Source organism: Streptomyces sp. MUM 203J, from assembly GCF_022414595.1.
Classification (GTDB): Bacteria; Actinomycetota; Actinomycetes; order Streptomycetales; family Streptomycetaceae; genus Streptomyces.
Genome location: NZ_JADWYO010000078.1, coordinates 1 through 25,321 on the forward strand (window position 1 = coordinate 1; position 25,321 = coordinate 25,321).

The following is a 25,321-nucleotide window of genomic DNA, read 5'->3' on the forward strand; positions in this document are numbered from 1 at the left end:
GCCCAGCGCGGTGAGCACGTCCAGGGCGCGGGCGCGGCGCGCGGCGGACGCGGCAGCCCCGGGCGGGAAGCGGGCGACGGCGGCGGGCCAGGCGGCGGGGGTGACCGAACCCGCCAGGTCGGACAGCACGGTGACGTCGTCGGGGCACATCTCGGCCGGGCTGACCAGCACGGTGTCGTGCGGCCGGTGGAGCGTGTCGCGCCAGGTCTCGTCGCTGACCACGTGCAGGCCCTCCGAGACCGCCGCCTCGCAGGCCTCCCGCACCAGCTCGGGCGGGGCGACGGTGCCGGTGGGGTCGTCGGCCACCGAGAGCAGCAGCACAGCGGGGTGGCCGCCCTCCGCGCGTATCCTCCGTACGGTCTCCATCAGTGCGTACGGGTCGGGGACTCCGCCGCATTCGGCAGGCGTCGGCACGTGGTAGGCGGGGCGGCCCAGCAGCCGGGCCTGCGGCGTCCAGGTGAGCGGGCAGGGGCGCGGCATCAGGACGTCCCCGCCATGGGCGGCGAGCAGCGCGGCCAGCAGCGGGCCGGTGCCCGGGGCGGCGGCCAGGTCCTCCGGGTGGCACCTGAGCCCGCGCCGCCACCAGTACCCGGCGGCGGCCTCGCGCAGCACGGCGCCCCCGCCGGGCGGTTCGGCCTCCTCGCGGTCGGCCGCGGCGGCCAGCACGGCCACGAGTTCCCCGGCCACGGGAAACCCGCAGGCGGGTGCGGGCGGGGCATACCGCACCTGCCCGTGGCCGTGCCGCTCCGGCGTCTCGGCCGCTCCGGGAACGGTGCTCCGCATGTCGCCACCTCTCGTCGGCCGGCCGTCGACGCGGACATCGGTCCTCTTACACGGTCACGCACGGTTCGGGCTGGTCCGCCCCCCCCTAGGCGACGTCGCGCATGATGTCCTCGCGCAGGCGGGTGCAGCAGCGGCTTATCAGCCTGCTGACGTGCATCTGCGAGATGCCCAGATCCTCCGCGATGCTGCTCTGCGTCATGTCCCGGAAGAACCGCATGTACAGGATCCGCTGCTCCCGCTCGGGCAGGTTCCGCAGCCGCGGCCTGACCGCCTCGCGGTCGACGACCACGTCCAGCGCCGGGTCCGGCCCGCCGAGCGCGTCCACCAGGGTGTAGCCGTCGTCGGTGCCGGGCAGTTCGGCGTCCAGGGAGAGCGCGGTGAAGCTGTCCAGGGCCTCCATCCCGGCGACGGCCTCCTCCTCGGTCATCCCGGCCGCCTTGGCTATCTCGGCCACGGTCGGGGCGCGACCGCCCACCGAGTGGGACAGCTCCTGGTAGGCGACCCGTACCCGGCCGCGCAGGTCCTGGACCCGGCGTGGCACGTGCAGGGTCCACATGTGGTCGCGGAAATGGCGTTTGATCTCGCCGGTGATGGTCGGCACGGCGAAACTCTCGAACGCGGCGCCGCGTTCGGGGTCGTACCGGTCGACCGCCTTGACCAGGCCGAGCGCGGCGACCTGCTTCAGGTCCTCCAGCGACTCGCCGCGGTTGCGGAACCGGCCGGCGAGCCGGTCCGCCATGGGCAGCCAGGCGCGGACGATGTCCTGGCGCACGGCGTCCCGCTCGGGTCCGGCCGGGAGCGTCGCCAAGCGGCGGAACGCCTCCGAGGTGTCGGGAGCATCGTCGTGGGGGTGCTTCGTGGGGGCGAGGGTGCGCATGTGGTCTTCAGCTCCTCGAACGGCGCTGATCGGTGGCTTGTCACCCCGGGAGCACCGTCTGCACCGGACGCGGAACACCGGTCCGAGCACGAGGTGCGCCTGCCCGGGGACCGCGGTGGCAAACGCCTGATCCCACTGTCCGCGCGATTCCCGGCGGGGGCCTGTCGCCGACGGCCGCTACTCGCCGGTCGGTGTGCCCCGGGACGCGGAAACCGCAGGTGAGGGGGCGCGGCGGGCGAAGTGGGCACGTTCCGCTGTCCGGGTGATACAGGCAGTGGCTCAGGCGGCGGCACCGGGCTCGCCGCGCAGCCCCAACTCGTCTGCGGCGTCGGTGACATCGGCCGCCCCGGCCAGGTCCACCAGGTCGGCGGGGCCGACGCTCTCCCCGGCCTCCTCGGCCTCGGGGTCGACCAGCGGGTCCGCTCCGTCCGGTACGGGCTCGGGCAGGACGAGTTCCTCGTACCGGGCCATCGCCATGACCACCGCGAGCATCGAGGGCGGCAGAAGCAGCGGGATCAGTACGGAGAGCAGACTCATCGACCCCTCCTTCCGTCCGAGCCCCCGGGAACCGCGGGAAGCCGCCGGGGATCGACGCGGCGAGTCCCCTCGCCCGTCTGGCTCAAACCAGCCCGGACCGGCCCGGGATTGTCGGACGCCCGGCCGGGTACCCGCCGGGCGTCCGACAAGGCGGAGACGTGGAGGGCGCCATGCAACGAGGCAGTGATCGGCTCAGCCGTCATCACGACGACGACATGAAGCACCAGCTCAAGGAACTGCTCCGGTCCGGCCACCCGACGCGGACCGACGAGTGGTACGACCCGGAGCCCGTGGCGGACGACGACCCGGAGCTGGCGTCCGGACCGGTGCCGTCCAACGCCTTCGAGGCGCTGCGGCTGGAACTGGGACGGCACCTGGCGAGGACCCCGTTCCCGGCCCACCGGGGCGACCTCCTGCGGGTCCTGCGTGAACGCCACGCCCCCGACCCCCTGCGGGAGCGGGTGGAGGCCCTGCCGGGCGACCACACGTACCGCAGCGTCCAGGAGGTGGCCAGGGCCCTGCAACGCCACTGACACACAGAGCCGAACGATCCGCGGGAGGCGGGTACGTCATGCGTGTCGCGTTCCTGGTGGCGCCCGTGGGCGTCGAACAGGTGGAACTCACCGAGCCCTGGCGCGCCGTGGCCGACAGCGGGGCCTCTCCCGAGCTGGTCTCGACGAAGCCGGGGCGGGTCCAGGCGTTCCGGCATCTGGGCCGGGCGGACACGTTCCCGGTCGACCGGACCGTCACCGAGGTGTCGGCCGACGACTACGGGGCGCTCGTGCTGCCCGGCGGCGTCGTCAACCCGGACCTGCTGCGCATGGACGAGGACGCCGTGGCGTTCACGCGCGCCTTCTTCGAGGGCGGCAAGCCCGTCGCGGCGATCTGCCACGGTCCGTGGACCCTGGTGGAGGCGGACGCCGTCCGGGGACGGTCTCTGACGTCCTGGCCGAGCCTGCGCACGGACATCCGCAACGCGGGGGGCGTGTGGGTGGATGAGGCGGTGCACGTGTGCGAGGCGGGGCCGAACACACTGATCACCAGCCGGAAGCCGGCCGACCTGAAGGTGTTCTGCGCGGCGCTGACCTCTGCGCTCCACGCCCCACACGTGCGCTGACCCCGCCCCCCGCGGGTCCTCAGGCCCTGCGGCCGAGCATGGCCAGGAGCTTCGTCTGGGCGTCGGCGTCGGCCGGTACGGGGACCGGCGGGTCGAACAGTCCGCTGGCGGCGAGGCCGTCCGCGTACGGGGTGAGTTCCTGGAGCGCGAAGTCGACAAGCGGCATCGGGATGCGGTCGTCCGCGCCGATGCCGCGTGCCAGGTCCCACGCGTGGATGATCGCGTCCGCCGTCATCTGCGCGCAGTACGCGGCCACCGCCGACTCGCCGCCGGACAGGTGCACCGTCCGGTCCAGGGCACCCGGTTCCCTGAATGCCTCGCGCGCCGCCGCCATGGCCCGGTCCCAGGTCCCCACCGGGTCGTCCCCCAGCACGTCCCCGTCGTAGGCGTCTCCGACGTCCGCGACGGTCCTGCCGTCCCGCACCAGGGGGACGACCCAGAGCTGCTCCCCCACCAGGTGGTTGACGAGGTCCCGTACCGACCATTCGGTGCACGGGGTGGGGGCGTGCCACTGGTCGGCCCTGATCGCGTGGACGTGGGAAGAGAACAGGTCGAGCGCCTCGCCGTGGCGGTCGAGGAGCGGGCTGCCGGACATGCGTGCCTCCTGGGGTTCGGGCTTGGGCCGGGGCGAGTTCCACTCTCCGCGTCCGCCGTCGCTCGCGCGACCGCAGCCGGAGCCGCGGGGGGACGGGACGGCCGTCGGGGGGTCCGGGGGCGTCAGCGGGCGAAGACGCGCTCCACCAGCAGCCGCACCGCCGCGGCGATGGCGTCCGCGTCGATGCCTGCCGCGTGCAGCTGCTCCCCGGGGGTGGCCGACGCGGGCATGGCACGGACGGCGAGGCGGGCGGTGCGCGGGGCCGTGCGGCCGTCCGCGAAGGCCTCGGCGACCGCGTCGCCCAGGCCGCCCTCCGGGTGGTGGTCCTCGACGGTGAGGACGCAGCCGGTCTGGCCGCCCGCGTCGTCGAGGGTGGCCGTGTCCACCGGCTTGACCGAGTACAGGTCGATGACCCGGACGCGGATGCCGTCCTCGGCCTCCAGCCGGTCGGCCGCCTTCAGCGCCTCATGGACGGTGATCCCGGCGGCGACGACGGTCGCCCGGTCGTGGTCGTGACGGCGCAGCACCTTGCTGCCGCCCACCGGGAACTGCTCGTCGGGCCCGTAGACGACGGGTGTGTCGCCGCGCGTGGTGCGCAGGTAGCGGATGCCGTCCAGGTCGGCCATGGCGGCCACCAGCCGGGCCGTCTGGTTGGCGTCGCACGGGTAGAGCACGGTGCTGCCCTGGACGGCGCGCATCATGGCCAGGTCCTCCAGCCCCATCTGGGAGGGGCCGTCCCGGCCGATGGACACGCCCGCGTGGGAGCCGACCAGGTTGATGCCCGCACGGCTGACGGCGGCCATGCGGACGAAGTCGTACGCGCGGGTGAGGAACGCCGCGAAGGTCGCCGCGAAGGGGACGTATCCGCGGGCGGCGAGGCCCACTGCGGCGGCGACGAGCTGCTGTTCCGCGATGTAGCACTGGATGAAGCGGTCCGGGTGCGCCTCGGCGAAGAACTCGGTGCGGGTGGAGTCACCGACCTCCGCGTCGAGGGCGACGACCCGTTCGCGCACGGATCCGAGTGCGGCGAGGGCCTCCCCGTACGCGGTGCGGGTGGCGACGGCGTCCCCGGGCTCGTAGCGGGGCGGCCCGGGCTGCGGGCCGTGCCGTCCGGCGCCGCCCTGCACGGCGGCGGGCGGCGGTTCGGGCGGGCGCTGTACGGCGACCCTCAGATCCCGTACGCCGCCGAGTTCGGCCAGCGCGGACCGCGCGTCCGGCAGGGGCTTGCCGTGCTGGCCCTCCTGGTCCTCGACGGCCGTCACGCCGCGGCCCTTGCGGGTGCGGGCGAGGATCGCGGTGGGGTGCCGCACGGTGGAGCGGGCCTCCGTGAAGGCCTCGTCGACGGCCCGCACGTCATGGCCGTCGACGGCGACGGTGTGCCAGCCGAAGGCACGCAGCCGCCGGGCGTAGGCGTCCAGGTCGTGTCCGTGGCGGGTGGGGCCGCGCTGGCCGAGCCGGTTGACGTCCACGACCAGCGTGAGGTTGTCGAGGCGGCTGTCGGCGGCGTGCTCGGCTGCCTCCCAGACGGAGCCCTCGGCCATCTCGCTGTCGCCGGACAGCACGTACACCCGGTACGGAAGCCGGTCCAGGCGCTGCCCGGCGATGGCCATGCCGACGGCGACGGGCAGTCCCTGGCCGAGGGAGCCGGTGGCGACGTCCACCCAGGGGAGGCGGGGGGTTGGGTGCCCCTCCAGGCGGCTTCCGAGCGTGCGGTAGCCGAGCAGTTCCTCCTCGTCGACGGCCCCGGTGGCGCGGTACATCGCGTACAGCAGCGGTGAGGCGTGGCCCTTGGACAGGACGAGTCGGTCGTTGCCGGGATGGCCGGGCCGGTCGAAGTCGTAGCGCAGGTGACGGGCGAGGAGCACCGCCGCGAGATCGGCGGCGGACATGGCGGAGGTGGGGTGGCCCGAGCCGGCCGCGTCGGCGGCGCGGACCGCGTCCGCCCGCAGCTGCTGGGCGAGTTCGGCCAGTTCGTCGTACTGCATCGGCGGCGCTCTCCCCAGGGTGCGTCGGTCGCGGGGCTTCGGTCACGGTCGGGCGCGCCGGTGGCGTCAGGCGCGGTGGTGGGTCTCCGGGTCGATGGGCGGACCGGGCGGCACTGTGGGCGCGGTGGACAGCGGCTCGGAGACCGGTACGGGGCCGGGGGCGGGGTGGCCGGGCACGCTTCGGGCCTCGGTGCGGGCGGCACGTCGCCGTACCAGCGCGATCACCGCGGCGATCACGGCACCGCCCAGCGCCGCGGCTCCGGCACGGGTGCGCGAGGACTTCGTGTTCATGGGCGGCGGGTACCCGGGCCGGCAGCCTCATAACGATGTCTCACATGGCAAGAACCAGGTCTCATCATTCAGTACACAGGCGTACGGTTGCATTCCTCGGACCCGATGGCGGAGCGGTCCGGCGGACACACGGGAGGGACCATGGCCACGCACACGAACGCCGTCTACACACATGGCCACCACGAGTCGGTGCTGCGCTCGCACCGATGGCGTACGGCCGAGAACTCGGCGGCGTATCTGCTGGACGAGCTGCGGCCGGGCCTGGACGTGCTGGACGTGGGATGCGGCCCGGGCACGATCACCGCCGGCCTGGCCGCGCGGGTCGCGCCCGGCGGCCGGGTGACGGCGGTGGACGCGGCGCCGGACGTCCTGGCCCAGGCCCGCGCGGTCGCCACCGAACGGGGTCTGGGCAACGTGGAGTTCGGCACCGCGGACGTCCACGCGCTGGACTTCCCCGACGACACGTTCGACGTGGTCCACGCCCACCAGGTGCTCCAGCATGTGGGTGACCCGGTGGCCGCGCTGCGGGAGATGCGCCGGGTGTGCCGCCCGGGCGGGGTCGTCGCGGTGCGGGAGAGCGACTACGCGGGCTTCACCTGGTTCCCCCGGGTTCCGGCGCTGGACGCCTGGCTGGTGCTCTACGATCGGGTGGCCCGGGCCAACGGCGGTGAGCCGGACGCGGGCCGAAGACTGCTGTCCTGGGCCCGGGAAGCGGGCTTCACCGACATCGCGCCGGGCGCTTCCGTGTGGTGCTACGCCACGCCGGAGGACCGCGCCTGGTGGAGCGGCCTGTGGGCGGACCGCACGACCCGGTCGGCGTACGCGCGCACGGCCGTGGACGGAGGGCACGCGACGGAGGAGCGGCTGGCGGACATCGCCGCGGGCTGGCGGGAGTGGGGAGAGAGCGGCGACGGGTGGTTCGCGGTCCCGCACGGGGAGATCCTCTGCCGGGCGTGACCGGCCCCAACTACCCTGTCCGGCATGAAGATCCTCGGCACCACACTGCGCGTCTGCGTCGACGACCTGGACCGTTCGACGGCCTTCTACGAACAGCTCACCGGAGCGGAGGCGCTCCGCTTCGAGCGGGGCGGGGTCCAGGTGGCGGCCGTCGGCTGCTTCCTGTTGATGAGCGGCCCGGAGGCGGAACTGGAGGTGCTGCGCAAGGTGGCGGCGACGATCGCCGTGACCGACGTGGACGCCGCGCACGCGAAGCTGACCGAGTCGGGCGCGCGGGTGCTGGCCGGCCCGCTGGCCACACCGGCGGGCCGCAACCTGATCGCGGTCCATCCGGACGGCTCGGTCTTCGAGTACGTGGACCAGCGCAAGCCCGGTGCCTGAAGGCCCCACCGTGCAGGAGGGGCCGCGGTCTCCGCGGCCCCTCCGTGACGTACAGGCCTCAGGCCTCTTCCCCTAGTGGTGGGTGACGATCAGCGGTCGGTCGGCGTCGGCCCGGGCGCCCTGTTCGGCGGCGGGCCGCTGGATGAGCAGCGAGGTGACGACGCCCGCGCCCAGCAGCACCAGCGCGGTGATCATGGCGTTGCGGTAGCCGGCGCCGGTGACGCCCTGGGCGTCGCTGCCCGCGGTGATCATGGCGGAGGCGAGGGCGATGCCCAGCGAGGCACCGATGCCGAAGCAGGCGCCGTTGAGGCCGGACAGCGAGCCGGGCTTGTCCTTCGGGGCGGTGGTGACGGCCAGGCCGTTGAGCCCGGTCAGCATGAAGCCGCCGTAGGTGACACCGAGCGCGGCCAGCGCGGCGACCAGGATCCACTCGCTGTGCAGGAACACCGTGGCGACGAGGAAGATCGCGAAGTTGGCGGCGGCGCCGGCGACCACGATCCGCCGCCAGCCGATCCGCGGGCCGAGGCGGCCGGTGATCGGCGCGGAGATCACTCCTATGAGCTGGATCGGAGTGAGGAACAGCAGCGCGGAGGTCACCGCCGACAGGCCGAGGCCGACCCGGGCGTCCTGGGAGAAGAGCGGCACGGTCAGGGCGATGGCGCCGAACGCACCGCCGAGGGTGCAGACGGTGGTGAGCAGCAGCGGCCAGGCGCGGCGGGAGGCCAGGACGTCGATGTCGATGACCGGGTTGGGCGCACTCTTCTGGGAGACCACGAAGAAGACCAGCGAGGCCGCGCCACCCAGCAGGAAGGCCAGCGTCAGCGCGGAGCCCCAGCCCCAGGAGGCCCCCTGGGCGAGGCCGACGAGGACACCCGTCAGGCCGAGCGCCAGAGCGGTGATCCCGCGCGAGTCGAAGCGGGCGTCCGGCGAGGTGGTGGGCGGCACGTCGGGGACGTACCGGTGGACGCCGACCAGGCCCATGACGGCGATCAGCGTCGAGCAGACGAAGATCCCCCGGAAGCCGATGGTGTCCGCGATGTGGCCGCCGGCGACGGCGTCCACCCCCGCGAGGCCGCCGTTGACTGCGGTGATGATGCCGGCGGCCTTGCCGAACCCGGCCGGGGTGAGGACCTGGTTCAGGGTCAGGAAGGCCAGGGTGAACATCGCGGCGGAGACACCCTGGAGGATCCGGCCGGCGATGAACACCTCGATGTTCGGCGCGAACACGCACAGCAGGTTGCCGAGGATCAGGACCACGGCGCAGAGCACCATCATCGGCTTGCGCCCGCGCTGGTCGCTCAGCCGGGCGAGGGTGACCTGGCCGATGGCCGCCATCAGGAAGAACAGGGTCTGGGACAGTCCGGCGGCGCCCGTGGTGGTGCCCAGGCGTTCGATGACGTCCGGCAGCGCGGGGCTGAGCATCGTCGCGTTGATCTGGTAGCCGAGGACGGCCATGACCAGCGCGAGCAGCATGGGGCCGCGCCCCGCGAGATCGGATCGGGTCCCGGAGGAGCGTGCCGCCCCGGCGGCGGGCGTGGTGGACATGTAGGCCCCTTTGCCGTGAATGTCGTCGAGCACATGCGGATGGTGCGACAGCCTTGTCAGACAAGTACGCGAACCCACTTTCCGATCTACGCGCGTAAAACGTCAAGGCCCACTCGGCTCTCCGCAGCGGATTGCCGCCCCGGAGCAGGGCGACTACGGTGCGCATGTCCTGCGCGCGTCCTGATGGACAAGTGAGCCGAGGAGGAGCAGCGGTGGTCAGTGCGGAGCGGCGGCGTCCTGTCGTGGTGCTGTACGAGCGGATCGCGGACGCGATCCACGCCGGCGTCTACCCGCCCGGTTCGACCCTGCCGTCCGAACCCCGGCTCGCCGCGGAACTGGGCGTGAGCCGCCCCGCCCTGCGGGAGGCCCTGCTGCTGCTTCAGGAGGACGGGCTGCTGACGGTACGGCGCGGTGTGGGCCGCACGGTCAACGACCGGCCGCCGCGGCGGGGCTTCGAGCACCTGCGTCCGCTGGAGGAGCTGCTGGGCGCGGGGGCGCCGGTCTCCGTACGGGCGCTGCTGCGTACGGTGGAGGAGCCCACGGACTTCACGACCCAGCACCTGCTGGCGCCGGCGCGGGCGGAGCTGCGGTTCTGGGAGTCGCTGGTGGCGACGGAGGGGACGGCCTCGGCGCTGAGCCAGGAATGGGCGGCGCCCGATCCCGTACTGCGGGAGGCGCACCGGCGGTTCGCGGAGGCGCTCGACACGGATCCTGGACGCACCTCCATGCTGGCCGTGCTGGCCGGGGCCTCGCGAGGGGTGACGCTGACCGGGCACAGTGCGGTGACGGCGACACTGGTGGGGGCGCGGCGGGGGGAGCAGCTGGGGCGCCCGGCGGACACGCCGGCGGTGCTGGTGACGCAGGTCGTCCGGGCCGGTGACGTGCCCGTCCTGGCGGCCAAGCACATGCTGCCGACGGGCGCGCCGGCCCTCCCGTTCCTGCAGTCCAACTGAGGCGCGGGCCGCCGGGGCGCGGCGCCCAGGGGATGCAGGAACGGCCGGAGCTCCTGCTGCGGGCCGACTGCACCGCGCCCCGTCCGTTCCGCCCCCGGTGGAACGGACGACCGCAGCGGGCGCATCCGCCACCGCCCACGCACCGCGCCACGGCCCGGCAGCGGCAGGCCGTGCACCGAACCACGCGCGGACCTCATCGCCCCCGTCGGCGTGCGGCCAGCGACGGCGGGAACGAAACCCGCCTGGAAACGGGAGCCGCAGGAGGGTGGTCCGCCGAGCGCCCCGGCCCGCCCGGCGGACGGCGGCGCAGCACGCCCGAGGCTGGCGGGCCGGCACCACGGGCGCCGGACGCCTGGAACGGCGCGGCGCCGCGGGGGACCGGCCGCCCACCCCGGGCGGCAGCCACCGGGCGAGGGCGGCGGCCGGGCACCGCGTACCCGTTCGGGGCCTGCGGGAGGCGGTCGGGGACGGTCCGGGTCCCGCCGACGTGGCCTACACTCCCCGCATGAACTTGTCTGACAACCTTGACTGGATTCGCCGGGCCCCCAAGGCCGTGCTGCATGACCACCTGGACGGCGGTCTGCGGCCCGCCACCATCGTCGGGCTGGCCCGCGCCTGCGGCTACACCGGGCTGCCCACCGAGGACCCGGCCGAGCTGGGCATCTGGTTCCGGGACGCCGCCGACTCGGGGTCGCTGGAGCGGTACCTGGAGACGTTCGCCCACACCTGCGCCGTGATGCAGACCCGCGACGCCCTGTTCCGGGTCGCGGCCGAGTGCGCCGAGGACCTGGCCGCCGACGGGGTGGTGTACGCCGAGGTGCGGTACGCCCCGGAGCAGCACCAGGAGGCGGGCCTGAGCCTTGACGAGGTTGTCGACGCGGTCAACGAGGGCTTCCGGGAGGGCGAGCGGCGCGCCGACGGCCGCATCACCGTCCGCGCCCTGCTCACCGGCATGCGCCACACCGACCGCTCCCTGGAGATAGCCGAGCTCACCGTCGCCCACCGCGACCGCGGCGTCGCCGGCTTCGACATCGCGGGCGGCGAGATCGGCAACCCGCCGGCCCGCCACCTCCCGGCGTTCCAGCACCTGAAGCGGCACAACTGCCACTTCACCATCCACGCCGGCGAGGCGGTCGGCGCCGAGTCCGTCCACGAGGCCGTGCAGGTGTGCGGCGCCGAGCGGATCGGCCACGGTGTGCGGATCACCGACGACATCGCCGAGGACGGCACGCTCGGCCACCTCGCCGCGTACGTCCGGGACAACCGCATCGCCCTGGAGGTCTGCCCGACCTCCAACCTGCAGACGGGCGCCGCGAAGGACTACGCCTCGCACCCGATCGACGAGCTGCGCCGCCTCGGCTTCAGGGTCACCCTGAACACCGACAACCGCCTGGTCTCCGGCACCACCATGAGCCAGGAGTTCGCGCACATGGCAGAGGCCTTCGGGTACGGCCCCGAGGTCTTCGAGGAGTTCACGGTCGCCGCCGTGGAGTCGGCGTTCCTGCCGCTGCCCGAACGGCGCCGGATCATCGACGAGGTCGTGCGCCCGGGGTACGCGACCCTGCGCTGATCCGCGGAACCCGAGCCCTGGGGGCGGCCCGCGGGTCACCCCCGGGGCTCACAGCAGCGCCGGCTCCTCCAGCGTCAGCGTCCCCGCGTCCGCGTCCAGCTCCGCCGCCGCCCCCAGCGGCACGGTGAGCGCGGGGCTGCCGTGGCCGAAGCCCAGCTCCTCCACCACCGGAACGCCCAGCCCGCCCAGCCGGTCGAGCAGCACCTCCCGCACCTTCTCGTACGGCCCGCAGTCCTCCCACGAGCCGAGCGCGACCCCGGCCAGCCCGTCCAGCAGCCCGGCACGCCCCAGCTGCGTCAGCATCCGGTCGATCCGGTAGGGCTCCTCCCCCACGTCCTCCAGCACCAGCAGCCCGCCCCGCAGCGAAGCCCGCCCGTCCGGTGTGCCCAGCCCGGCGGCCAGCAGGGACAGGCAGCCGCCCACGGTCACCCCCCGGGCCCGCCCCGGCACGAGGGGCCGCGCGGTGGCCCGCCCCAGGACCCGCACCGGCTCGGCGTCCGGCTCGCACAGCACGGCCCGCAGCGCGGCCTGCGTCTCCGCGTCCTTCAGGAAGCCGAACGCCCCGGCCATCGGCCCGTACAGGGTGGCGAGGCCCAGCCGCAGCGCGAACGCCTCGTGCAGGGCGGTCGCGTCGCTGAACCCGACGAACGCCTTGGGCCGGGCGGCCCGCATGGCGTCCCAGTCGAGCAGCTCCACCATCCGCTGCGCGCCGTATCCGCCCCGAGCGCAGATCACCGCGTCGACGTCCGGGTCGCACCACGCGGCCTGGAAGTCCCGGGCGCGGTCCGCGTCGGTGCCCGCCAGGTACCGGAACGACGGGTGCCGGTCGACGGCGTGCGGCAGGGCCACGGCGTCCAGGTCCCAGCCGCGCAGGATGTCCAGCCCGGTCTGCAGCCGCTCCTCGTGGACCGGGCCACTGGGCGACACCACGGCGACCCGGGAGCCGGGCCGCAGCCTCGCCGGGCGTCTCAACGCAGCGAGCACGGTCACTTCCTCAGCTCCAGCGGTGGCACGTCGTCCCGGCTGACGCCGAACGTCTGGACGTACAGCGACAGTTCGGCCTCCAGCGCGCGGACGAGGGTGGCGGCGCGCCGGAACCCGTGCTGCTCGCCCTCGAACGTGAGGTACGCGTGCGGGACGCCGCGCCCGGCGACCGCTGCGAGGAGCCGTTCGCTCTGTGCGGGCGGGCAGATCACGTCGTCGAGGCCCTGGAGCAGCAGGAACGGCGCGGAGAGCCGGTCGACATGGGTGAGCGGCGAGCGGTCCCGGTAGCGGCCCGGCACCTCGGCGCGCGGGCCGATCAGCGACTCCAGGTAGTGCGACTCGAAGTCGTGGGTCTCGCCCTCGCTCCATCCGCTCAGGTCGAGGACCGGGTACTTGATGGTGGCGCAGGCGTACACGTCGGTGGTGGCGAGGGAGGCGGCGGCGGTCCAGCCTCCGGCGCTGCCGCCCCGGACGGCGAGCCGGGCGGGATCCGCGGTGCCCTCGGTGGCGAGCGCCTCGGCCACGGCGGCGCAGTCCTCGACGTCGACGACGCCCCACTGCTCGCGCAGCTGCTCGCGGTAGGCGCGGCCGTAGCCGGTGGAGCCGCCGTAGTTGACCTCCGCCACACCGATGCCCCGGGAGGTGAAGTAGGCGATCCCCAGGTCGAGGACGAGCGGGGCATGACTGGTCGGCCCGCCGTGCACCCACACCACATAGGGCGGGAGTTCGTCGTCGGGAGCGATCCGGTCGGGGCTGTGCGGCGGGTAGATGTGGGCGTGGATCTCGCGGTTGTCGGGCCCGGTGAAGGTGCGGATGCGCGGTTCCGGGTAGTACGCGGGGTCGACGGGGTCCCGGTGGGGTGAGCCGACGACGCGGGCGCGGCCGGTGCCGGTGTCCAGTTCCACGACCTCGTACGCGCTGCGCGGGCTGGCGGCGACGCCGACGACCCGGCTGCCGTGGGCGGCGAGGGTGGCCTCCCAGGCGGTCCAGGGGCCGGCCGCGTCGACGAGTTCGCCGGTCTCGGGGTCGAGGATGCCGAGGGCGTTGGCACCTCTGCCGTGGACGACGGCGACGAGGCCGCTGTCGAGCGGGGTGAACCAGGTGAGGCCGACCCGCCACAGGGGCCCGCCGAACTCCTCCTCGCGGCCGGGGCAGAGCGGCACCGCGTCCGTGGTGCCGGGCCGTATCCGGTACAGCTCCCACCAGCCGGTCCGGTCGGAGGCGTACAGAAGCGAGCCGTCGGCGCCCCACTCCACCTGGCACACGGCCTCGTCGACTCCTCCGGCGACCACCCGCACTCCGGTGAACGGGCCGCCCTCCGGACCGGTCCGAGCGGACATCAGTTCGGTGCCGTCCCAGGGCATGCGGGGGTGGTCCCAGGCGAGCCAGGCGACCTGCCGCCCGTCCGGGGAGAGGCGGGGTCCGGTGACGAACCGGCTCCGGCCGTCGGTGAGTTCGCGGACGGCATCGCGGTCCTCGGCGGCGGACCCGTCGAGCGGTACGGCGGCGATGACCCGGCGCACGTCTCCCGGGCGGTCGCCGGTGTGCTCCTCCAGGACGCACCACACCTCGCGCCCGCCGCCGTGCAGGACGGGGTCGGCCCAGCGCAGCCGGCAGTCGTCCCCGGAGGCGGGTGTGAGGGGGCGGGGCCCGGCGTCGCCTTCGGGGTCGTACGCGTACAGCCGCTGGTCCGGGAAGTGGCAGAAGACCAGCAGCGGCCCGCCCCCGTCCGGCCCGGCGGGGGCGCCGGTCCACGGCCGTCCGCCGTATTCGAGGACCCGGCTGCGCACGTTCCACGGGGCGGGCAGCACCGACTGCTCGGTGCCGTCGGGGGCTCTGCGCACGAGGGTGCGGCGACCGCCCTCGGCGGGGCGCGGCGCGGTCCACCACAGGTCGTCACCGATCACCCCGACGAAGTCGGGATGTCCGTCGTGCGCGGCGGCGAGCCGCGCCTCGATCGGTGACGGCCAGGTTCCGTATGCCCCCATCGGCACCATGGATGATTCCCCCCTGTGGGTTATGCGGACTGCAGGTAGTGGTCGAGGACACGGACGCCGAAGTGCAGCGCGTCGACGGGGACCCGCTCGTCGACGCCGTGGAACAGCGCCGGGTAGTCGAAGCCGTACGGCAGCTTCAGCGGCGTGAAGCCGTAGCCGACGACGCCGAGCCGGGCGAAGTGCTTGGCGTCGGTGCCGCCGGACAGGCAGAAGGGCACGACATGGGCTTCCGGATCGAAGTGCTCGATGGCGGCGCGGAGTCCGGCGTAGGTGGGCGAGTCGACGGGTGACTCGAGGGGGATCTCCCGGTGGGTGAACTCCCAGTCGACGTCGGGTCCGGTGAGGGCGTCGAGCGTGGCGGCGAACTCCTCCTCGGCTCCGGGCAGGCAGCGTCCGTCGATGTGGGCGGTGGCCGCGCCCGGGATGACGTTCACCTTGTAACCGGCGTCGAGCATGGTGGGGTTGGCGCTGTTGCGGAGGGTCGGCGCCACGAGCCCTCCGGCCGGCCCGAGCTTCTGTACCAGCCGGTCGGCATCGAAGTCCGGGGCGTCGAAGTCGGGTTCGTCGATGCCGTGCAGTGCGGCGAGTTCGGTGAGGGCGGCGCGGACGGTGCCGGTGAGCCGGAGCGGCCAGCGGTGCTCCCCGATCCGGGCGACGGCGGCGGCGAGCCTGCTGACCGCGTTCTCTTGGTTGATCTTGGAGCCGTGTCCCGCCGTACCCCGGGCGGTGAGCCTGACCCAGGCGGTGCCGCGCTCGCCCGCACCGATCGGGTAGACCGCGAGCCGGGGACCGGCGTGGAAGGTGAAGGCGCCGCACTCGCTGATGCCCTCGGTGCAGCCCTCGAACAGTTCGGGATGCCGGTCCGCGAGGAAGGCGGCACCGTCCGCCGCGCTGTCCTCCTCGTCTGCGGTGAAGGCGAGCACGATGTCGCGGCGTGGCCGGACGCCACGGCGGGCCCAGTCGCGGACCACCGCGAGGACCATCGCGTCCATGTCCTTCATGTCGACGGCGCCCCGCCCCCACACCACCCCGTCGCGGACCTCGCCGGAGAACGGGTGGACGGTCCACTCGGACGGATCGGCGGGCACGACGTCCAGATGACCGTGGACGAGGAGGGCGTCGGCGGCCGGGTCGGTGCCGGGGACGCGGGCGACGACGTTGGTACGGCCCGGCGTGCGCTCCAGCAGGAAGGGATCGAGCCCCGCTCCGGACAGTCGCTCCGCGACGTACTCGGCGGCGGGACGCTCCCGGCAGTCGCCGCCGCCGCGGTTGGTGGTGTCGATCCGGATGAGCCCGGAGGTGAACTCCACCACCTCGTCGAGGGCCTGGGCCCCGGGCCGGTCCACGGACCGGTCGCTCGGCTGCTTCGGCGTGCGTGGGTCCTGGTGGTCAGCCATACTGCTCCTCCACTGCGGCCGAGACGATCGTGGTGACCGCCTTGAAGGTGCGGATGGCGTCGTACATCGTGCCGCTGGTGTACGCCACCCGCCGCTCGCCCGTCACGGCGACACCGGGGACGACGGTGGCGGCCGAGGCGAGATGCTCGGCGTCGAACTCCAGCTCCACGGTGAACGGCCCGCCGCGCACCGGTTCGTACCGTACGGCGAGACGCGTCGCGTCCTTGGCCGCGGCGCGGATGTCGGCGCCCGTGCGTGCGGGCGTACGGCACACCGCCGCGTAACGCGACACGTGGTCCTTCACCGCGACCATACGCGCATGCGGGGCGTATCCGCGGGCGTCCTCGCATGTCAGGTCGTCACCGGTCACCAGGATGACCGGAACGCCGTACTCGGCGGCGACACGCGCGTTCAGCAGCCCCTCACCGGCGCGGACCCCGTCGAGCCACACACCGGTGACGGAGTTGGCGAGATAGGTGTGGGCGAGGACGCCGGGGCTGCCCGCCCCTGTGTGGTAGCCGACGAAGGCGACGCCGTCGACGTCGCCGTACTGGACGCCTTCCACCATGGACAGCGACTTGTGCCTGCCGGTGAGCATCTGGGCGCGTTCGTCCAGTCGCTCCAGAAGCAGATTGCGCATCGACCAGTGCGCCTCGTTGATGAGGACCTCGTCGGCGCCGCCGTCGAAGAAGCCGCGGACGGCCGCGTCGACGTCGGACGTGAACAGGCTCCGGCAGCGCTCCCACTGGGGCGTGCCGGGCAGCACGTCCGCGGGCCAGGTGACCCCGGTCGCGCCCTCCATGTCCGCGCTGATGAGGATCTTCATGTCCACACGGTACGAGCAGGACTGGGTCCGTACCAGGCCGCGACGGCCGGGGGCCGGTCAGTGCGGCGGGGCCGGACGGGGGTAGGTGCGGGACTGCTTGACGCTGCCGAAGGCGAAGCTGGACTCGATCGAGGCGATGCCGGGGATGGCGTGGATCCGGTGGCGGACGAGCTTCTCGTACGCCTCCAGGCTCTCGATGACGACCCGCAGCAGGTAGTCGCTGCTCCCCGCCATCAGATAGCAGTCCTGGATGTGCTCGATCAGGCCGACGTGCTCCTCGAAGACGGCGACGGCCTCACCGGTGTGCCGCTCCAGCCGGATCCGGACGAACACGGTGATCGGCAGTCCGAAGGCGACCTGGTCGACCATCGCGGTGTAGCCGCGGATGAGTCCGGACTCCTCCAGACGGCGGACCCGCCGCAGGCAGGGGGACGGGGAGAGCCGGACGCGGTCGGCCAGATCCTGGTTGGAGAGCCGCCCGTCGGCCTGCAGCTCGCGGATGATCTGGAGATCGGTGTCGTCCACGGGTTCTCCCGGCCACTTCTCTGATGGTTCTTGGCAGATCCTGCCCCAAACATATGCCTGGTGGGCAGAACTAGCAATCGGCTGCTCCGGCGAAAGCCCTAGTCTTGCGGCGCCCGGGCGGAATCCCCCTGGGCCGACGCATGTCGGGGACGGCGTGCACCCCGGTCGACGGGCGGACGGAGAGGGAGGGCGCGGTGGTCGCGAGGGAGATACGGGCGGTGCCGCATCCGCGCCTCCGCCTGTCGCCCCAGGCCGTGGGCATGGCGGCGCTGCTGCTGACCGTGTCCGTGTGGGCGGCGTTCGCGCTGAGCGCCCGGGCGCTGAGCGCGTCGACCCTGCTTCCGGCCGACGCGGCGCTGCTGCGGTTCGGCGTGCCGCTGGTGGTACTGGCGCCCGCGCTGTGGCGGCGCAGGCACGCGCTGGCGGCGGTGCGCCCCGGACCGGCCGCGAAGATCGTGTGCGGGGCGGGGGTGCCGTTCTTCCTGGCCGCGATGTTCGGCGGCTCGCTGACCTCCGCGGCGTTCGTCGGGGCGATCGTCCCCGGAATGGTGCCGTTGTTCGTGTCCGCGCTGATGGTGGCGCGGGGGCGCGGGCTGCCGCGCGGCACACAGAGCACGGGCCTGGTCCTGATCGCGGTGGGCGTGGTCGCGCTGGTGTCGCGGTACGCGGTGCCGTTCGACACGGACGTGATGCTCGGGTCCGGGACGCTGCTGGTGGCGAGCGGGCTGTGGGCGCTGTACACGGTGGGGCTGCGCGAGGTGGACCTGGACCCGGTGGGGTCGATCGGGCTGCTCTGCCTGCCCTCGTTCGTGATCATCGCGCTGCTGGCGCTGATCGGTGTGCTGCCGACCGGCATGGCTCACGCGGCGGCCGGTGACGTGCTGCTGTTCCTGGTGGTGCAGGGACTGGGTGTGGGACTGTGCGCGGGCCTGCTGTACGCGTTCGCGATCAGGCGGCTGGGCGCGGAGCGGGCGTCGGTGGTGGGGAGCCTGAGCCCGGTGGCGGTGGTGCTGCTGGCGATCCCGCTGCTGGGCGAGCGGCCGACCCCGGCGGTTCTGGTGGGGGTGCCGCTGATCACGGCGGGGGTGGTGCTGGCGAACCGGAAGCCGCGCCGGGCCACGGCCGCCGACGGCGCGGACACCACGTCGGCCGGTACGCCCGCGCGATCCGGTGAGGCATCCGCCCGAGCCGGGGAGGCGTCCCCGCCGGCCGCGGCTCCGCCGGCTTCGGCCACCGGGCCGTCCCCCCGCGCCCTGCCGTCCCCTCGTACCGCTTCCGATTCTCGTCCCGCTGTCGCGAAGGTCCCCACTGATGCTTGAGCTGCTGCCCGCCCCGCCCGCCGACCCGCTGTGGGACCTGACCGCCGAGTTCGGCGCGGACCCGCGCCCCGAGCGGCTGAACCTGGTCCTGGGCGTCTACCGCGACCAGTCGGGCGTCACGCCGGTCATGGGGGCCGTGCGGGAGGCCGAGCTGCGGCTGGCGGAGCGGTCCGCGTCCAAGGAGTACCGGGGGCTGTCCGGGAACCTCGCCTTCAACCGCGTGATGCTGTCGACGGTCCTCGGTGACGAATCCCTGACCGCCCGGGCGACGGCGGTGCAGACCGTGGCCGGCACCGGCGCGCTGCGGCTGCTCGCGGACCTGATACGGCAGACCCGCCCCGGCACGACGGTGTGGGTGAGCGACCCGGCGTACGTGAACCACCGGCCGATCCTGGAGGCCGCGGGACTCGCCGTCCGCCCGTACCGGTGGACGGACCCGGACGGCATGATCGCCGACCTGGTGCTCGCCGGGCGCGACGACGTGGTGCTCATCCAGGGCTGCTGCCACAACCCGACGGGCGTCGACCCGACCCGCGACCAGTGGGAGACGCTCGCGGCGATGGCGGCGGGCGCGGGCTGGGTGCCGTTCGTGGACCTGGCGTACCACGGCCTCGGGGACGGCCTGGAGGCCGACCTGTGGGCGACGCGGATGCTGGCTGAACGGCTGCCGGAGCTGCTGGTCGCGGTGAGCTGCTCGAAGAACTTCGGCCTCTACGCGGACCGTACGGGCTGCGCGATGGTGCTGGGCTCGTCGCGGGCGGCGCTGCGCCATGTGGAGACGGCGCTGCAGAACGCGGCCCGCACCCTGTACTCGATGCCGCCCGAGCACGGGGCGGCGATCGTGACGACGGTCCTGGAGGACGCGGCGCTGCGAGCGGTCTGGCGTACGGAGCTGGACGCGATGCGGTCCCGGATCGCGGCGAACCGCTCCGCGCTCGTGGCCGGGCTGGAGGCCCTGGGCCGCGGTGACTTCGCCGCTCCGCTGGCCCTCCAGAAGGGGATGTTCGCGGGGCTGGGCCTGGACGCGGAACGCATGCGGGTCCTGCGGCGCGAGCACGCCGTGTACGGCACGGAGACGGGACGGATCAACATCGCGGGGATAGCCGCCGAGCGGATCCCGCAGCTGGCGCGCGGGATCTCGGCGGTGCTGGCGTAGGCCGCGCGGCGGAGGAAGCCGAGGGTTCTGCCCCCGGTCCCTCCTCTCCCGGCTCCCCCGGGCTCGTTCACCTGGAGGACCTGCTCCGGTGAGTCCGAGGGCGAGCAGCGGAGCCCCGGTCACGGGGCTCCGGGGGCGCAGCCCCCACTCCCGGGAAGCGAGGGACCGGGGAAGACGCCCTGCCCGGCCTCAGCCCCGCCCGACCACCAGCCACAGCGAGGGCAGCACGATCGGCGTGCCGTCCGGCCCCGTCTCCGTCGTCGCCAGGGGCAGTTCGCCGGACGCCAGAACCCTGAGCCCGGCCGTGCGGAAGTGCTCCGGCACCGCCGCGTCCGCGACCGTGCCCGGCACGATGCCGTGCTTCAGGACGGGCAGCAGTTTCCCGGGCGGGCCCGACGGCCCCTGCATCAGGGTGCCCAGGGTCCGCGCGGCGGCCTCCGCGGGCTCCACGACGAAGGCCCGGCCCCGGTCGCCGAGCAGTGTCGCGATCGTGCCGGCCAGTACGTCCCGGGCCTCGGGCGACGGGGTCTGGTGCAGCACACCCCGCATGTAGACGTTGCTTTCGCCGAGTTCGGCGTGCAGCCCGGCCGCCGCACCGCCGTCGGCCGCGTCCAGCACCCGGTAGCGCGCGGCCCCGTCCGCGTCCTGGGCACGCGCCTGCTCCAGAGCGGCGGCCGACACGTCGACACCGACGACCGGCCCGGGCAGCCGGGCCGCCAGGAACCGGGTCTGGGTGCCGTTGCCGCAGCCGAGGTCCACCAGCGGCAGCCCCGGCTCCGTCAGGTACGGCCGGAACAGGTCCAGGTGCGGAGCCGCGGTGTGTGCGGGGTCGGCGTCCCAGAAGACCGCGCCGGGCCCGGCGGGCGCCTCGCGCCAGAAACCGTCCCACGCGTCCTTGTACGGGCGCCCGTTGCCGTCGGTCACGCTCATCCACCGCTCCCCTGCGCGCAGTTCGTCCAACAGACCGTCATGTCCTGTTCCCGCCCGTCCTCTTCCTCGGCAGGGACAGTTCGAACCACACCGATGTGGTGCCGTCGGCCGACCTCCCGGCGCCCCACTCGCGAGCCAGGGCGTTCACCACACGCAGCCCGCGCCCTTCCTCGTCGTCCGGACCGGCGTCCCGCAGCTCGGGCAGGTCGCGTCCGCCGTCGGTGACCTCGCACAGCAGGGAGTCGGTGCGCACCAGCCGCAGGTCGACGGGCCGGGAACCCCCCGAGTGCCGTACCGCGTTGGTGACGACCTCGCTGACCAGCAGTTCCAGGGTGTCGGTCAGCTCGTCCAGGCCCCAGTCCGCGAGCCGTTCCCGGGCCAGGGCCCGGGCTTCGCGTACGGAGCGGGGCACGGGGTCGAGCCGTCGGCGGGCGACGTCCGGGGCGTCGATGCCGGTGAGCCGCGCCATGAGCAGCGCGACATCGTCCTTGCGCCCGCCGCGGCGGGCCAGGGTGCGGATGATGGTGTCGCAGGCGTCGTCCATGGAGGCGGCGGGATGCGCGGCCGACTCGCAGAGCGTGGCCAGGCCCACGCCGATGTCCTCGCCACGCATCTCCACCAGCCCGTCGGTGCACATCACGAGCCGGTCACCGGGCTCCACGGACACCCGCACGGCGGTGAAGGGCACACCGCCGACGCCGATCGGCGCTCCTGACGGCAGGTCGAGCAGCTCGCTGCGGCCGTCGCGGGCCCTGACGAGGACGGGCGGCACATGCCCGGCGTTGGCGAGGGCGAGTTCGCCGCGTACGGGGTCGTACACGACGTACAGGCAGGTGGCGAGGTAGTTGTCCCCGAGCCGCTGCGCGAGGTCGTCGAGTTTGCGCAGCAGCTGCGCGGGCGGCACGTCCAGCCCGGCCATGGTCTGAACGGCGGTGCGGAGCTGGCCCATCATCGCGGCCGAGTTGATGCCGTGTCCCATGACGTCCCCGACGACGAGGGCGGTGCGGGAGCCGGGCAGCCTGATGGTGTCGAACCAGTCGCCGCCGACCCGCCCGAGGAGGGTGCCCGGCAGGTAGCGGGTCGCGACGTCGCAGCCGGGGAGCCGGGCCGGGACCTGCGGCAGCATGGAGTCCTGAAGGGTCTCCGCGACGTTCTCCTGGTACGTGTACATCCGGGCGTTGTCGAGCACGAGCCCGGCGCGGGCTGCGAGTTCGGCGCCGGTGACCCGGTCCATGTCGTCGAACGGGGCACGGCCAGGGTGGCGCAGCAGGATCATGAAGCCGAGCACCACGTTCCGCGCCTTGAGCGGGACGACCAGCATGGAACGGCCGGTGATGAGGGGCCGGATGTCCCGCTTCTCGAACTGCGCGGCGATCGCCGTGCCCGCCTGCTCGCTGATGCGGGGCACGAGGACGGGCTCTCCGCTGGTCATGCACTGGAAGAACGGGGTGTGGACGGGGAACGGCATGGCCTCCCCGACCGGGATGACGTCGTCCCAGCGGCCCGGCTCGTCGACGTGCTCGACGGCCACGCGGTGCCACATGGTGGTCGCGTCGGGCGGCCCGTCGGGGAACCCCTCGCCCGCGACGACCTGTTCGCGGAGGTAGGTCCCGGCGACGTCGGTGAAGCGTGGCACGACGGCGGCGCTGACCTCGTGGATCGTCCGGGCGAGGTCGAGCGACGAGCCGATCTGCGAGCTGACCTCGTTGAGGAACTCCAGCCGTTCGCGTACGGCGGCGTATTCCAGGTCGTGGACCGCCGGGGCCGGCGGGGCGGTCCGCACGGGTGCGGGCTGCTGGTGGGGGTCGTGCGCGGCCGGGCGGGGACGGCGGTCCGCCCGGCGGGGCACACCCCAGTCGGGAGTGACGGGAACCCGGTCACACTGGCTGAACTCCAGGACCGGGTAGCCGAGTTCGAGTACCTGGCCGACGATCCGGGTGGCCTCCCCGACACTCATGCTGGGCAGGATCTCCGGCAGTCTCCGGGCCAGCTCCTCGAAGCCCTCGAACTCGGTGTGCAGCGCGAAGCCGGGCGCGACGTCCAGGTCGCCGCCGTAGCGTGCGGCGTCGGCGGCGAGCACGAGGAGCCGCTCGGGGCCGGGCGCGGTGAGCGGGTACGCCCACCACAGCACGTCGGTACGGTCCTCGCCGGGCCCCGGCAGCCGGGCGCGCCCCGCGGCCGGAAAGGGCTCGGGTTCCGGACCGGGACCGGGCCGGTCCCGGAGCCGGGAGTGGGCCTGGGCTTCGGGCACGGCCTCCGGGCCCGGACCGGTCACATGGTCCGGGGCGGTTCTGGCGGGCGGGACGGCCGGGGTGCGCCCCGCACCGTACGGCACGGGGCCGCCCGGACCGGCCGGGCGCCGGGTGGCGGGGGCCTGCGGGTGCCACTGCCCGTACGGGTCGTCCGTGCCGTCTTCGTCCAGGATGCCGGAGATCGGCAGCAGCTCGTCGGCGGGACGGCCGACGGCCTCGGCGCGGTCGGGCCCGAAGAGTCTGCGCGCGCCCGTGGACCAGTGCGACACCCTCCCGTCGCAGTCGACGACGACCACGGCGAGCGGGACGCGGCCCGCCTCCGGGAACCGCTCCGGCTCCTCCTGCGGTGCGCCCCTGTCCATGGCTGGATCGCTCCTTCCCCGCCGCGTGTGGTCGGACGCGGCTGTCCGCACCCACGGTACGGCCGTGCGCCGGTCGTGCGCCGGTCATCAGCCGAATCCTTCGTGGCGTGTGCGGAACTGATCGCCTGTCAGTCCCGGTGACCCAGATGGACGTCGCGTTCCGCCCGGCCGTCGCCCGCGACCTGCAGGGGTGCGGCACTCGGCGGGTAGCCGGAGGCGATGACGGTGTAGCTCCCGGCGGTGAGGTCGGCGAAGCGGAAGATTCCGTCGGAGCCGGTGGTGAGGGTGCCGACGACGTTCCCGCCCGCGTCCAGGAGGGTGACACGGGCCTCCTCGACGGGCCGCCCGCCGGGAGCCCGCACGGTGCCGTGCACCAGCGCGCCTCCGGCGAGTGCGAGGTCGCGGCGGGTCTCCCGGTCGGGGTGCACGCTCACCGGCCGCGCGGCGGGGCGCAGGCCGGAGGAGACGGCGGCGAGGGTGTACGTCCCGGCGACCAGGTCCGCCAGGACGTAGCCGCCGTCGGCGCCGGTGCGGGCGGTGGCGACCATCTCGCCGCGCCCGTCGGTGAGGGTGACGGCGGCGCCCTCTACGGGCGTGCCGTCGGCGGTGGCCACGGTGCCGGTGAGGCGGCCCGCGCCACCGAGGAGGATGTCGCGCTCGGCGGGCCCTTCGGGCGGCTCGCCCACGGTGACGGTGAGCGCCTGCGGCTGGTGGCCCCCGGCGGAGGCGATCAGCACGTACGAGCCGGGGGCGGGGGTGCCGAGCGCGTAGCGCCCGTCTGGGCCGCTCGTGGCACGCCCGGTCTGCCGCCCGTCCACGTCGACGAGTGTGAGGGCGGCGCCGGGGACGCCCGACCCGTCGTGGTGCCGGACCGTGCCGCGGAGAGGCGCGCCAGGCGGGCGCGGGCGGGGGTCTGCCGGGGTGAGGGCCGGAAGCGAGACGGAGGCGGGTGTACGTGCCGGGGGCACGGGGCCCGCTGCGAGGTGGGGCTCGGCCACCGGCCGTTCCTCCCTGTTCTCCTTGAGGAAGAACGCGAAGAGCAGCCCGAGGCCCAGCACCGGCACGAGGTGGAGGAGCGCCCGCGGCGCGGCCTCGGCGTACGCCTGGGTGTGTCCGGCCGCGAACGCCAGGGGCCCGGAGCCGCCCCCGCCGACGAGGGTGCCGAGCAGGGTGGCGCCCGCGCAGCCGCCGAGTTGGCGGAAGAGCGTGTGGGTGCCGGTCGCGGCGCCGAGGTCGGCGTGGGGTGCGGCGTTCTGGACCGCGGCGGTCAGGGCGGGGAGGGCCGCGCCGAGTCCGGTGCCGAGGACGGCCTGCCAGACGCTGTGCTCGACCCGGGGCGTGTCGGCCCGGAGATGGGTGAGCAGCCACATGCCGACCACGGCGACGGCGGTGCCGGTCACGGCGGGGACGGTGTGACGCCCGGTACGGCTGATGACGTGCCCGGTCAGGAGACCGGCGAGCGCGAGCGCGCCGAGGAACGGCAGGAGGAGCAGCCCGGTGCGCAGGGCACCGGCATCGGGCGCGGCGGTCTGCCGGAGCAGGGCGGGGAGGTGGGTGGCGGTGCCGAAGAGCGCGACGCCGAGAGCCGCCGCGGCGATTCCCGACGCGAGGAGCACGGGGTCGCGGAGCAGCCGGAGAGGGACGATCGGCTCGGGTGCCCAGCAGGCCACGACGAGGTAGAGCAGTCCGGTGCCGACGGCCCCGCAGGCGAGCCCGAGCACGACCCGGGAACCCCAGTCGTACTGACCGCCGCCCCAGGAGAGGAGCAGCACGGCACAGCTGATGGCGACGGTGAGCAGCAGCGCCCCGAGGATGTCGGGCCGGGCGCGGCGGGCGGCGAGGTCCGGGACTGTGCGGGGGGTGCGGGCCTGCGGTACGTCCGGCTGCCGGACGGTGGCCGGGGCGGTACGGAACTGTGCGGTGTCACGCCCTCGGTCCACAGGGCGGCGATCTTCGAGAGCTTGCCCGTCTCGGCCCAGCGG

At 74.2% G+C, this 25,321-nt stretch carries 23 protein-coding genes; 8 read left to right on the plus strand and 15 right to left on the minus strand.

The window, feature by feature from the left end; translation table 11 throughout:
* The 3 genes from I3F58_RS26515 to I3F58_RS26525 form a co-directional block, all read right to left on the minus strand.
* The coding region (locus I3F58_RS26515) for an aminotransferase class I/II-fold pyridoxal phosphate-dependent enzyme (RefSeq protein ID WP_240111231.1) at positions 1-783 on the minus strand (783 nt) is incomplete at its 3' end.
* 85 nt (positions 784-868) lie between these two features.
* Positions 869-1,660 (minus strand): RNA polymerase sigma factor SigF, encoded by a 792-nt coding sequence (locus tag I3F58_RS26520; RefSeq protein ID WP_240111232.1) that lies wholly within the window; start codon positions 1,658-1,660, stop codon positions 869-871.
* Positions 1,661-1,939: 279 nt separating this feature from the next.
* Positions 1,940-2,197 (minus strand): hypothetical protein, encoded by a 258-nt coding sequence (locus tag I3F58_RS26525; protein ID WP_240111233.1) that lies wholly within the window; start codon positions 2,195-2,197, stop codon positions 1,940-1,942.
* Between the two features lie 170 nt (positions 2,198-2,367).
* Here I3F58_RS26525 and I3F58_RS26530 point away from each other — a divergent pair, with 170 nt between their 5' ends.
* Both I3F58_RS26530 and I3F58_RS26535 read left to right on the plus strand, forming a co-directional pair.
* Positions 2,368-2,730, plus strand: coding sequence for a DUF2795 domain-containing protein (locus tag I3F58_RS26530; RefSeq protein ID WP_240111234.1), 363 nt, complete (start codon positions 2,368-2,370; stop codon positions 2,728-2,730).
* Between the two features lie 38 nt (positions 2,731-2,768).
* On the plus strand, positions 2,769-3,314 hold the full coding sequence (locus I3F58_RS26535) for a type 1 glutamine amidotransferase domain-containing protein (protein WP_240111235.1): 546 nt from the start codon (positions 2,769-2,771) through the stop codon (positions 3,312-3,314).
* A 19-nt stretch (positions 3,315-3,333) separates the two neighbouring features.
* Here I3F58_RS26535 and I3F58_RS26540 read toward each other — a convergent pair whose 3' ends face one another.
* The 3 genes from I3F58_RS26540 to I3F58_RS26550 form a co-directional block, all read right to left on the minus strand.
* Positions 3,334-3,909: a TIGR03086 family metal-binding protein gene (locus I3F58_RS26540; protein WP_240111236.1), complete on the minus strand. Its 576-nt coding sequence runs from the start codon at positions 3,907-3,909 to the stop codon at positions 3,334-3,336.
* Between the two features lie 122 nt (positions 3,910-4,031).
* Positions 4,032-5,894, minus strand: coding sequence for a transketolase (locus I3F58_RS26545; RefSeq protein WP_240111237.1), 1,863 nt, complete (start codon positions 5,892-5,894; stop codon positions 4,032-4,034).
* Positions 5,895-5,960: 66 nt separating this feature from the next.
* Positions 5,961-6,185 (minus strand): hypothetical protein, encoded by a 225-nt coding sequence (locus I3F58_RS26550; RefSeq protein WP_240111238.1) that lies wholly within the window; start codon positions 6,183-6,185, stop codon positions 5,961-5,963.
* Between the two features lie 141 nt (positions 6,186-6,326).
* Between I3F58_RS26550 and I3F58_RS26555 the strand changes: the two genes are divergently transcribed.
* Together I3F58_RS26555 and I3F58_RS26560 are read left to right on the plus strand one after the other, a co-directional pair.
* Complete coding sequence (locus I3F58_RS26555) at positions 6,327-7,142, plus strand: methyltransferase domain-containing protein (protein WP_240111239.1); 816 nt, start codon at positions 6,327-6,329, stop codon at positions 7,140-7,142.
* Positions 7,143-7,166: 24 nt separating this feature from the next.
* Positions 7,167-7,523 (plus strand): VOC family protein, encoded by a 357-nt coding sequence (locus I3F58_RS26560; RefSeq protein ID WP_240111240.1) that lies wholly within the window; start codon positions 7,167-7,169, stop codon positions 7,521-7,523.
* 72 nt (positions 7,524-7,595) lie between these two features.
* Here I3F58_RS26560 and I3F58_RS26565 read toward each other — a convergent pair whose 3' ends face one another.
* Entirely contained in the window at positions 7,596-9,068 is a 1,473-nt protein-coding gene (locus I3F58_RS26565) for an MFS transporter (protein WP_240111241.1), read from the minus strand.
* A gap of 212 nt (positions 9,069-9,280) precedes the next feature.
* Here I3F58_RS26565 and I3F58_RS26570 point away from each other — a divergent pair, with 212 nt between their 5' ends.
* The gene (locus I3F58_RS26570) at positions 9,281-10,021 is read left to right on the plus strand and encodes a GntR family transcriptional regulator (RefSeq protein WP_240111242.1); all 741 of its coding nucleotides are present in this window, start codon (positions 9,281-9,283) and stop codon (positions 10,019-10,021) included.
* A gap of 505 nt (positions 10,022-10,526) precedes the next feature.
* Complete coding sequence (locus I3F58_RS26575) at positions 10,527-11,591, plus strand: adenosine deaminase (protein ID WP_240111243.1); 1,065 nt, start codon at positions 10,527-10,529, stop codon at positions 11,589-11,591.
* Positions 11,592-11,639: 48 nt separating this feature from the next.
* Here I3F58_RS26575 and I3F58_RS26580 read toward each other — a convergent pair whose 3' ends face one another.
* Genes I3F58_RS26580 through I3F58_RS26600 form a run of 5 tightly spaced genes read right to left on the minus strand, consistent with a single transcriptional unit; the run spans position 11,640 to position 17,320 of the window.
* The gene (locus I3F58_RS26580) at positions 11,640-12,581 is read right to left on the minus strand and encodes an LD-carboxypeptidase (RefSeq protein ID WP_240111244.1); all 942 of its coding nucleotides are present in this window, start codon (positions 12,579-12,581) and stop codon (positions 11,640-11,642) included.
* Positions 12,578-14,572 carry a prolyl oligopeptidase family serine peptidase gene (locus I3F58_RS26585; protein WP_240111245.1) on the minus strand — a complete coding sequence of 665 codons (1,995 nt, stop codon included), beginning with the start codon at positions 14,570-14,572 and terminating at the stop codon, positions 12,578-12,580. The genes I3F58_RS26580 and I3F58_RS26585 overlap by 4 nt, the downstream gene beginning before the upstream one ends.
* 20 nt (positions 14,573-14,592) lie before the next feature.
* The gene (locus I3F58_RS26590) at positions 14,593-15,969 is read right to left on the minus strand and encodes a M20/M25/M40 family metallo-hydrolase (RefSeq protein ID WP_240111246.1); all 1,377 of its coding nucleotides are present in this window, start codon (positions 15,967-15,969) and stop codon (positions 14,593-14,595) included.
* Complete coding sequence (locus I3F58_RS26595) at positions 15,962-16,795, minus strand: M55 family metallopeptidase (RefSeq protein WP_240111247.1); 834 nt, start codon at positions 16,793-16,795, stop codon at positions 15,962-15,964. Before I3F58_RS26595 ends, I3F58_RS26590 begins: the two co-directional genes overlap by 8 nt.
* A gap of 57 nt (positions 16,796-16,852) precedes the next feature.
* Positions 16,853-17,320, minus strand: a complete 468-nt coding sequence (locus I3F58_RS26600) for an Lrp/AsnC family transcriptional regulator (RefSeq protein ID WP_240111248.1) — start codon at positions 17,318-17,320, stop codon at positions 16,853-16,855.
* A gap of 194 nt (positions 17,321-17,514) precedes the next feature.
* Here I3F58_RS26600 and I3F58_RS26605 point away from each other — a divergent pair, with 194 nt between their 5' ends.
* Together I3F58_RS26605 and I3F58_RS26610 are read left to right on the plus strand one after the other, a co-directional pair.
* Positions 17,515-18,639: a DMT family transporter gene (locus I3F58_RS26605; protein ID WP_240111249.1), complete on the plus strand. Its 1,125-nt coding sequence runs from the start codon at positions 17,515-17,517 to the stop codon at positions 18,637-18,639.
* Positions 18,632-19,795: an aromatic amino acid transaminase gene (locus I3F58_RS26610; RefSeq protein ID WP_240111250.1), complete on the plus strand. Its 1,164-nt coding sequence runs from the start codon at positions 18,632-18,634 to the stop codon at positions 19,793-19,795. Before I3F58_RS26605 ends, I3F58_RS26610 begins: the two co-directional genes overlap by 8 nt.
* A 189-nt stretch (positions 19,796-19,984) precedes the next feature.
* Here I3F58_RS26610 and I3F58_RS26615 read toward each other — a convergent pair whose 3' ends face one another.
* The 3 genes from I3F58_RS26615 to I3F58_RS26625 all read right to left on the minus strand — a co-directional run.
* Positions 19,985-20,725, minus strand: coding sequence for a class I SAM-dependent methyltransferase (locus I3F58_RS26615; protein WP_240111251.1), 741 nt, complete (start codon positions 20,723-20,725; stop codon positions 19,985-19,987).
* A gap of 37 nt (positions 20,726-20,762) precedes the next feature.
* Positions 20,763-23,339, minus strand: a complete 2,577-nt coding sequence (locus tag I3F58_RS26620; protein WP_240111252.1) for a SpoIIE family protein phosphatase — start codon at positions 23,337-23,339, stop codon at positions 20,763-20,765.
* Positions 23,340-23,467: 128 nt separating this feature from the next.
* Positions 23,468-25,321: MFS transporter (locus tag I3F58_RS26625; protein WP_240111253.1), on the minus strand; the 1,854-nt coding region annotated here is incomplete at its 5' end.

Excerpts from the sequence above, each read along its gene's own strand:
- I3F58_RS26540 (WP_240111236.1), bottom strand. The coding sequence starts at position 3,909 with ATGTCCGGCAGCCCGCTCCTCGACCGCCACGGCGAGGCGCTCGACCTG.
- I3F58_RS26595 (WP_240111247.1), bottom strand. The coding sequence starts at position 16,795 with ATGAAGATCCTCATCAGCGCGGACATGGAGGGCGCGACCGGGGTCACC.
- I3F58_RS26575 (WP_240111243.1), top strand. The coding sequence starts at position 10,527 with ATGAACTTGTCTGACAACCTTGACTGGATTCGCCGGGCCCCCAAGGCC.
- I3F58_RS26610 (WP_240111250.1), top strand. The coding sequence starts at position 18,632 with ATGCTTGAGCTGCTGCCCGCCCCGCCCGCCGACCCGCTGTGGGACCTG.
- I3F58_RS26560 (WP_240111240.1), top strand. The coding sequence starts at position 7,167 with ATGAAGATCCTCGGCACCACACTGCGCGTCTGCGTCGACGACCTGGAC.
- I3F58_RS26615 (WP_240111251.1), bottom strand. The coding sequence starts at position 20,725 with ATGAGCGTGACCGACGGCAACGGGCGCCCGTACAAGGACGCGTGGGAC.
- I3F58_RS26530 (WP_240111234.1), top strand. The coding sequence starts at position 2,368 with ATGCAACGAGGCAGTGATCGGCTCAGCCGTCATCACGACGACGACATG.
- I3F58_RS26535 (WP_240111235.1), top strand. The coding sequence starts at position 2,769 with ATGCGTGTCGCGTTCCTGGTGGCGCCCGTGGGCGTCGAACAGGTGGAA.
- I3F58_RS26555 (WP_240111239.1), top strand. The coding sequence starts at position 6,327 with ATGGCCACGCACACGAACGCCGTCTACACACATGGCCACCACGAGTCG.
- I3F58_RS26525 (WP_240111233.1), bottom strand. The coding sequence starts at position 2,197 with ATGAGTCTGCTCTCCGTACTGATCCCGCTGCTTCTGCCGCCCTCGATG.
- I3F58_RS26520 (WP_240111232.1), bottom strand. The coding sequence starts at position 1,660 with ATGCGCACCCTCGCCCCCACGAAGCACCCCCACGACGATGCTCCCGAC.
- I3F58_RS26620 (WP_240111252.1), bottom strand. The coding sequence starts at position 23,339 with ATGGACAGGGGCGCACCGCAGGAGGAGCCGGAGCGGTTCCCGGAGGCG.
- I3F58_RS26565 (WP_240111241.1), bottom strand. The coding sequence starts at position 9,068 with ATGTCCACCACGCCCGCCGCCGGGGCGGCACGCTCCTCCGGGACCCGA.
- I3F58_RS26585 (WP_240111245.1), bottom strand. The coding sequence starts at position 14,572 with ATGGTGCCGATGGGGGCATACGGAACCTGGCCGTCACCGATCGAGGCG.
- I3F58_RS26550 (WP_240111238.1), bottom strand. The coding sequence starts at position 6,185 with ATGAACACGAAGTCCTCGCGCACCCGTGCCGGAGCCGCGGCGCTGGGC.
- I3F58_RS26590 (WP_240111246.1), bottom strand. The coding sequence starts at position 15,969 with ATGGCTGACCACCAGGACCCACGCACGCCGAAGCAGCCGAGCGACCGG.
- I3F58_RS26545 (WP_240111237.1), bottom strand. The coding sequence starts at position 5,894 with ATGCAGTACGACGAACTGGCCGAACTCGCCCAGCAGCTGCGGGCGGAC.